The organism is Dietzia sp. B19, from assembly GCF_014145155.1.
In the GTDB taxonomy this organism is placed as follows: Bacteria; Actinomycetota; Actinomycetes; order Mycobacteriales; family Mycobacteriaceae; genus Dietzia; species Dietzia natronolimnaea.
Genome location: NZ_JAALED010000153.1, coordinates 1 through 7,587, shown reverse-complemented (window position 1 = coordinate 7,587; position 7,587 = coordinate 1). Strand labels below are relative to the sequence as shown.

The 7,587-nt window shown below is 71.7% G+C and carries 8 protein-coding genes and 1 pseudogene; 5 read left to right on the top strand and 4 right to left on the bottom strand.

The window, feature by feature from the left end; genetic code table 11:
- The 5 genes from otsB to G6020_RS05550 all read left to right on the top strand — a co-directional run.
- On the top strand, positions 1-432 hold a 432-nt coding region (otsB, locus tag G6020_RS05570; protein WP_182609938.1), incomplete at its 5' end, for a trehalose-phosphatase.
- A 91-nt stretch (positions 433-523) separates the two neighbouring features.
- Positions 524-1,645 (top strand): zinc ABC transporter substrate-binding protein, encoded by a 1,122-nt coding sequence (locus tag G6020_RS05565; RefSeq protein WP_179524510.1) that lies wholly within the window; start codon positions 524-526, stop codon positions 1,643-1,645.
- Complete coding sequence (locus G6020_RS05560; protein ID WP_182609937.1) at positions 1,632-2,516, top strand: metal ABC transporter ATP-binding protein; 885 nt, start codon at positions 1,632-1,634, stop codon at positions 2,514-2,516. Before G6020_RS05565 ends, G6020_RS05560 begins: the two co-directional genes overlap by 14 nt.
- Positions 2,516-3,364, top strand: coding sequence for a metal ABC transporter permease (locus tag G6020_RS05555; RefSeq protein WP_179524508.1), 849 nt, complete (start codon positions 2,516-2,518; stop codon positions 3,362-3,364). The genes G6020_RS05560 and G6020_RS05555 overlap by 1 nt, the downstream gene beginning before the upstream one ends.
- Positions 3,365-3,398: 34 nt before the next feature.
- Positions 3,399-4,376, top strand: a complete 978-nt coding sequence (locus tag G6020_RS05550; protein ID WP_259843795.1) for an aminoglycoside phosphotransferase family protein — start codon at positions 3,399-3,401, stop codon at positions 4,374-4,376.
- Between the two features lie 19 nt (positions 4,377-4,395).
- Here the strand turns inward: G6020_RS05550 and rlmB are convergent, their stop codons facing one another.
- The 4 genes and pseudogenes from rlmB to G6020_RS17505 form a co-directional block, all read right to left on the bottom strand.
- Positions 4,396-5,364 (bottom strand): 23S rRNA (guanosine(2251)-2'-O)-methyltransferase RlmB, encoded by a 969-nt coding sequence (gene rlmB, locus G6020_RS05545; RefSeq protein WP_179524507.1) that lies wholly within the window; start codon positions 5,362-5,364, stop codon positions 4,396-4,398.
- Position 5,365: 1 nt separating this feature from the next.
- Entirely contained in the window at positions 5,366-6,781 is a 1,416-nt protein-coding gene (cysS, locus tag G6020_RS05540; RefSeq protein WP_182609936.1) for a cysteine--tRNA ligase, read from the bottom strand.
- 42 nt (positions 6,782-6,823) lie between these two features.
- Entirely contained in the window at positions 6,824-7,306 is a 483-nt protein-coding gene (gene ispF, locus G6020_RS05535) for a 2-C-methyl-D-erythritol 2,4-cyclodiphosphate synthase (RefSeq protein WP_179524505.1), read from the bottom strand.
- Positions 7,307-7,431: 125 nt separating this feature from the next.
- Positions 7,432-7,587: pseudogene (locus G6020_RS17505) on the bottom strand (2-C-methyl-D-erythritol 4-phosphate cytidylyltransferase); the annotation flags it as partial.

Genomic DNA, 7,587 nt, shown 5'->3' with positions numbered 1-7,587 from the left:
CGTGTGGGTTCCGAACTCTCCGAGATCGTCTCGCGCACCCCCGGCGCCCACGTCGAGCACAAGCCCACGGCCGCCGTCCTGCACGTCCGCCCGGTCGAGGACCCGGCCCTGCGCCAACGGGCGATGGCCGAGGCGATGGCCCGACCCGCCGCCCTCGACGGCGTGTTCGTGACCGAGGGCAAGAACGTCGTGGAGATCGCGGTCCGCGAGGCGAGCAAGGGCGCGGCGATCGAGAGGCTGGTCGAGCAGACCGGGGCGGAGATCGCGATCTTCATCGGCGACGACGTGACCGACGAGCGGGGTTTCGCGCGCCTGCGCGACGGGGACATCGGGATCAAGGTCGGAGACGGCCGGACTCTCGCCACACACCGCGTGGCCGACATCCCCGCGGTGGTGGGGCTGCTCTCCCGGCTCGCCGAACTGCGGGGCTGACCTCCGGGCCACCCCGCGGTTGACCCCGTCGGCGAGGATCAACATACACTTAACGACAACGGTTCCCATTGCTACGAGAGCGGTCTTCGCCATGTCGTCATCCAGCCTGTCCCGCACCCCCCTGCCAGCCCGGGCCGCGGCGATCGCCGCCGCCGCGCTCCTCGGAGGAGCCGTCCTGACCGCCTGCGGGTCGGAGGACGGTTCCGGCGAGGGCGCCACGGCCACCGGACCGACCGTCGTGGCCTCCACGAGCGTCTACGCCGACATCGCCGAGCAGGTGGCCGGGGACAACGCGACAGTGGAGGCCGTGATCTCCGACCCGGCCGCCGACCCGCACTCCTACGAGGCGAGCCCGGCCGACGCGGCAGCGGTCAGCGGCGCGGACCTCGTGGTCTACAACGGCGCCGGGTACGACTCCTTCGTGGACCGGGCCCTCGAGAACGCCGCGGACGTCCCCGTGGTCCGGGCGGTCGACGAGTACGAACGCGTCACCGGCGAGTCGATCGCCGAGCACTCCCACGGCGACGAGCACGGTTCGGACGACCACGGTGCGGACGAGCACGGGCACGACGACGATCACGGTGCCGAGGGCGGTCACGGTGCCGAGGACGGTCACGACGGCCACGGATCGGACGACGATCACGCCGGCCACGACCACGCGTCCGACACCAACGAGCACGTCTGGTTCAGTCTGCCCACCGCGGCCGCCGTGGCCGAGCGGGTGGCCGAGGAGCTGGCGGCGATCGACGAGGAGAACGCCGAGGAGTACCGCGAGAACGCCGACCGGTTCGCCGACTCCCTCGCCCCCCTCGAGGCCGAGCTCGACGCGATCCACGACCGCGGGCACTTCCCCTACGCCCAGACCGAGCGGGTCGGCGCCCACCTGTTCGACGCCGCCCACATGGTCGACCTGACGCCGCGCGGATTCCTGGCCTCGATCGAGGACGACACCGACCCGTCCGCGGCCGACCTCTCCGCCATGCTCGACCTGATGGGCGAGCGGGAGGTCGCGTTCCTCGCGTTCAACACCCAGACCGAGACCACCGTGACCGCCCGCGTCCGTGACGCCGCCGAGTCGGCGGACGTCGCCGTCGTCGACCTCACCGAGACCCTCCCCGAGGGCATGGACTACACCACGTGGATGACGGGGATCGTCAACTCGCTGTCCTCGGCCCTCGATGGTGCGACCCCGGTCGCCGATGGTGGACACTGACCAGGTGACATCTCACTTCCGCGGCGAACCCGGCCCCGGGACGGTCGTCTCCCTGGAGTCGGTGACGGTCTCGCGCGGCGGGCGCACCCTCATCCGCGATCTCGACCTCGAGGTGGCCGCCGGGGAGTTCGTCGCCGTGCTCGGCCCCAACGGAGCCGGCAAGACGACCCTGCTCAAGGTGCTCCTCGGCGGGCTGGCACCCGATTCCGGCACCGTGCTGGTGGACGGCCGCGCCCCCGGCGACCGCGGAACCCACCTGGGGTACGTGCCCCAGCAGAAGGCGTTCGACCCCGGGATCACCCTGCGAGGACGCGACCTGGTCGGACTCGGGATCGACGGGACCCGCTGGGGTCCGGGGTGGCCGTCCCGGCGCGGCGAGAAGCGTCGGGTGGTCGACGCCGCGCTGGACCGCCTGGGGGCCGGGCAGCTGGCGGACAAGCCGCTCGGTCGCATGTCCGGAGGCGAGCAGCAACGCGTCCGGGTAGCCCAGGCCATCGCGTGCGACCCGTGCGTCATGCTCTGCGACGAGCCGCTGCTGAGCCTGGACCTCACCGGCCAGCGCACCGTCGCCTCGGTACTCGACCACCGCCGTCGTCACCACGGCACCGCGGTCCTCTTCGTCACCCACGAGATCAACCCGGTCCTGCCGATGGTCGACCGGATCGTCTACCTCGTGGACGGGCGCCACCGCATCGGCACCCCGGAGGAGGTGTTCACCACCGAGGTCATGTCCGACCTCTACTCCTCGCCCGTCGAGGTGTTGCGGGTCCGCGGCCAGATCATCGTGGTGGGCGACACCCAGCACCTGTGCGCCGAACCCTGGTCCACCGGCCACCACCATCACGACGACACCCACCCCGGAGCGCACTGATGGACCGCCTGCTCGAGATCGCCGGGACGATCGCCGACACCGAGGTGACCGCGCACCTGCTCCGCCAGGACTTCGTGCTCTACGGATTGGTCGCGATCGCGCTGCTCGGCCTGCTGGCCGGGGCGATCGGGCCGTTCATCGTGATGCGGCAGATGTCGTTCTCCGTGCACGGCGCCAGCGAACTCGCCCTCACCGGCGCCGCCGCCGCACTGCTGTTCGGCCTCAACCTGGGCCTGGGTGCGATCCTCGGATCCGTGGTGGCCGCGCTGATCTTCGGACTCATGGGCGCCCGCGCCTCCCAGCGCGACAGTTCGATCGGCGTGGTCATGGCGTTCGGCCTCGGCATGGCCGTGCTGTTCATCCACCTCTACCCCGGCCGGTCGGGGACCAGCTTCTCCCTGTTGACCGGGCAGATCGTGGGCGTGTCGGAGCACGGCGTGGTCCAGATGGCTGTGGTCGCGGCGATCATCTGCGTCACGTTGATCGCGCTCTACCGTCCGCTGGTCTTCTCCTCCGCGGACCCCGAGGTCGCCGAGGCGCGGGGGGTTCCCGTGCGCGCGATCAACCTGGTCTTCGCGGTACTGGTGGGCCTCGCGGCCGCCCAGGCCGTCCAGGTGGTGGGGGCGCTGCTCGTGCTCTCGCTGCTCATCACCCCTGCCGCCGCCGCGGCCGCCGTCACCTCGAGCCCCGGGCGTGCGATCGCCCTGACCATCCTGTTCGCCCAGATCGCCGCGGTCGGTGGGATGCTGCTCTCGCTCGCGCCCGGGGTGCCCGTCTCGGTGTTCGTCACCACCATCTCCTTCGTCATCTACCTGGCGTGCCGGGCGGTCGCGGCACTCCGGAGCTGAGCACCGACCGGCCCGCGTGACTACCGTCGGACGGGTGCCCATCGACCCCGACCCCCCTGCCGAGCGACCCGCCGGACCCCCGGCCGAGCCCCCGGCCGAGCGCAGCGCTGAGCTCGACGCGATCCGCGCCGCGTTCCCGACCCTCGCCTGGGACTCGGCGTCGTGGATCGACGAGGGCTGGGACCACGTGGTGGTGCTGTGCCGCGGGTGCCGCGGGGCCGACTCCCTCGGGCACCGGGAGCTGGTGTTCCGGTTCCCGACGGACGAGCAGGCGCTCGCCCAGCTCCCGCAGGAGATCGCCGTCCTCGACCACCTGTCCCCCGGTGTCGACGCCGCGATCCCCCGGTACACACACGTTCCGTCGGGCGGCGGCTTCGCCGGGTATCCGCTGGTGGGTGGGGACAGGCTGACCCCCGAGCTACTCCGCGGTCTGCCCACGACGGACAGGACGTCGGTGGCCGGGCAGCTCGGTGCCCTGCTGGCGGCGCTGCACGCGGCCGACACCTCCACCCCGCCGCTGGACCGGGTCCCGGACTCGTACCAACCCGAGAACCTGGACTTCGTGCGGGGGATCGTGGCCCACGACCTCCCTGCGGTGTTCACCGAGGACGAGATGCGGACCGCGCGGGAGATCTGTGACGAGGTCGCCGCGCTCCAGTCCACCCTGCTGCCCAGGGTCTTCCTGCACAACGACGTCTACGTCCGTCACCTGTACTGGGATCGGCGGACGTCCCCGGGCCGGCTGGGGCTCATCGACTTCACCGACATGTGTCTCGGCGACCCGGCGGTCGACTTCGCCGAGCTGTACGAGTACGGCCCGGGCTTCGTCGACGAGGTGCTCGCGCGCTACGTCGGTCGGATCGACTCGACCTTCCTCGACCGGGCGTGGACCTACCAACGGTTCGCCGGGCTCTACATGGTCGTCGGGCACCTGTACTACGGCGAGGAGACGTGGGAGTACGCACGGGCGACGTTCGATCGTTGTCGATCGCCCCGCCGCCCGCCGGGCTGAACGGGAACCGAGGGGCCCGTCAGCCCTTCACGCGACGCTGGCGGGCGAATTCGGACAGCACCACGCCGGCGGCGACCGAGGCGTTGAGGCTCTCCACCCCTCCGGAGATCGGGATCGAGAGGATCGAGTCGCAGTTCTCGCGCACCAGCCGTGAGAGACCCTTACCCTCGGAGCCCACCACGACGACCGTGGGGCCGGTGCCGTCGTAGGTGTCCAGGGTGGTGTCGCCGTCGGCGTCCAGACCCACGAGCTGCACCCCGGCCTTGGCCCAGTCCAGAAGCGTGCGGTTGAGGTTGGTCGCGCGCGCGACCGGCAGCCGGGCGGCGGCACCGGCCGAGGCGCGCCACGCGACGGCCGTGATGGACGCACTGCGCCGCTCCGGGATGAGGACGCCGTGTCCGCCGAACGCGGCGACCGAACGGATGACCGCGCCGAGGTTGCGGGTGTCGGTGATGTTGTCCAGAGCCACGAGCAGCGCGGGTTCGGATGCTCCCATCGCGATGTCGAGCAGATCCTTGGGATCGGTGTACTGGTACGGCGGCACCTGGAGCCCGATCCCCTGGTGCATCCCGTTCGACACCATGCGGTCGAGGTCCGTGCGCGGCACCTCGAGAATCGAGATGCCCTTGTTGGCGGCCAGGTGGACGGCCTCGGTCAGTCGCTCGTCGGCGTCCGAGCCGACCGCGACGTACAGCGCGGTCGCGGGCACGCCGGCCCGGAGGCACTCCACCACCGGGTTGCGGCCCACCACGTACTCCGGACCATCGGCCTGCTTCTCGGCGTACCGGCGCCGCTGCTGCGTGGTCTCCGCCTTCCGCGAGGCGGCCTTGGCCTTGCGGTGCGCGGAGTGATACGTGCGGTCCTCGGCCTTGGGCGTGGCGCCGCGGGCCTCGAGGCCCCGCCGCCGTTGACCGCCGGATCCGACGACCTGGCCCTTCTTGGTGCCGGATTTGCGGATCGCTCCGCGTCGGGCCGAATTGCCAGCCATGTCAGTCCTTCCGGTTGGCGAGCGACCATCTCTGGCCGTCCGCGGTATCTGCCACCTCGACGCCGGCCGAGACCAGACGGTCCCGGATCGCGTCGGCGGTGGCGAAGTCCTTGTTCGAACGCGCGATGTCGCGCGCCTCGAGTTCTGCGCGCACGAGCGAGTCGAGCGCTGTCGTCGCGGCGTCGTCCGCGCCGCCCTCGGCCATCCAGTGGGGGTCGAGGGGATCGACGCCCACGACCGCCGTCATCGCCCGCACGGCCGACGCGGCCGTCAGCGCCGCGTCGAGGTCGCCGGACGCCAGGGCGGTGTTCCCCTCGCGCACCCGACCGTGGATCTCCGCCAGTGCGGCGGGGACCCCGAGATCGTCGTTCATCGCCGCGGCGAACCCGTCCGTCCAGTCACCCACGGGCACCTCGACGCCGGCCTCGGTCACGCGCCGCACGAACGCCTCGATCCTCCGGTACCCGGCGGCCGCCTCCTGCAGTGCCTCCGGCGAGTACTCGAGCATCGAGCGGTAGTGCGCGCTGCCGAGGTAGTAGCGCAGCTCGACGGGTCGCACCGCGCTGAGGATGTTGGGCACGCTGAGCACGTTGCCCAGCGACTTGCTCATCTTCTCCCCCGCCATGGTGACCCACCCGTTGTGCAGCCAGTACCGGGCGAAGCCGTCTCCGGCCGCGTGGGACTGTGCCGCCTCGTTCTCGTGGTGCGGGAACTGCAGGTCCAGACCACCGCCGTGGATGTCGAAGGTCCCACCGAGGTACCAGGTCGCCATGGCCGAGCACTCGAGATGCCAGCCCGGACGGCCCTCCCCCCACGGGGTGGGCCAGCTGGGCTCCCCCGGCTTGGCCGCCTTCCACAGCGCGAAGTCCCGCGGGTCCCGCTTGCCGCGCAGGTCCGCCGCCTCACCCTGGTCGACCTCGTCGAGGCGGTGTCCCGAGAGGTGGCCGTAATCGCCCTCCGGTGCGGCCGACCAGGCGGCCACGTCGAAGTAGACGCTGCCCTCGGCCGGATAGGCGAAGCCGCGCTCGATGAGCCGCTCCATGTAGTCGATCATCTGCGTCACGTGCCCGGTCGCCCGCGGCTCGGTGGACGGCGGCAGGACCCCGAGGGCGTCATACGCCCTGGTGAACTCGCGTTCGTGCGTGGCGACCCACTCCCACCACGGCCGGCCGTTCTCGGCGGCCTTGGTGAGGATCTTGTCGTCGATATCGGTGACGTTGCGGACGAACGCCACGTCGTAGCCCGTGGCCAGCAGCCAGCGGCGCAGGACGTCGAAGGCGACCCCGGACCGGACGTGGCCGATGTGCGGCACGGACTGGGGGGTGGCTCCACAGAGGTAGACGGACGCGTGCCCCTCCCGGACTGGGGTGAACTCCCGGAGGGAGCGGGTGGCGGTGTCGTACAGATGGAGCGTCACGGGTAGCGAGTCTACCGGTGACGCACCCTCCCGCCCGCTTCGTCAGCTCCGGAACACCAGGGCCGTCGCCACGGCGGAGACCCCCTCACCGCGACCGGTGAAGCCCATGCCGTCGGTCGTGGTGGCCGAGACGGAGACCGGGGCGCCGATGATCGCCGAGAGGGTCTGTTCCGCCTCGACCCGCCGCGGGCCCATCTTGGGGCGGTTGCCCACCATCTGCACGGCGGCGTTCCCGATCGCCCACCCGTGCCCGGCGAGTTCCGCCACCGCCTCGCGCAGGAGCCGCTCACCCGAGACGTCGTCGTACTCGGGGCGACCGGTGCCGACCAGGGTGCCGAGGTCACCGAGACCGGCCGCGGACAGGAGCGCGTCGACCAGGGCGTGGGCCACCACGTCGCCGTCGGAGTGCCCCTCGCACCCGTGGTCGTCCGGGAAGTGCAGGCAGGCCATCATGCATCGCTTGCCGGGCTGCACCTGATGGGCGTCGGTGCCGATGCCGACGCGCGGGATCACGGGTCCGGTCACGGGTGCTCCTCCGGGTTCTCGCGTGCACCGGGCTCCTGCGGTGCGCCGACTTCGTGCAGGGCACGGACTTCCGACAGGGCACGGACTTCGTGCAGGGCTCGGACTTCGTGCAGGGCTCGGACGTGGTCCGATGCCGTGGTGATCTTGAAGGCGAGCGGGTCGCCGTCGACGGTCGCCACCGTCCCGCCCAGCCGCTCCACCAGCCCGGCGTCGTCGGTGGCCACGTCCCCGGCCGCGTCGTAGGCGGCCAGCAGCACGTCGGGCGCGAAACCCTGCGGCGT

What these genes read in the sequence shown, in the direction of transcription:
- rlmB (WP_179524507.1), bottom strand. Translation starts at nt 5,364, where the DNA reads ATGGCTGGCAATTCGGCCCGACGCGGAGCGATCCGCAAATCCGGCACC.
- G6020_RS05555 (WP_179524508.1), top strand. Translation starts at nt 2,516, where the DNA reads ATGGACCGCCTGCTCGAGATCGCCGGGACGATCGCCGACACCGAGGTG.
- G6020_RS05565 (WP_179524510.1), top strand. Translation starts at nt 524, where the DNA reads ATGTCGTCATCCAGCCTGTCCCGCACCCCCCTGCCAGCCCGGGCCGCG.
- G6020_RS05560 (WP_182609937.1), top strand. Translation starts at nt 1,632, where the DNA reads ATGGTGGACACTGACCAGGTGACATCTCACTTCCGCGGCGAACCCGGC.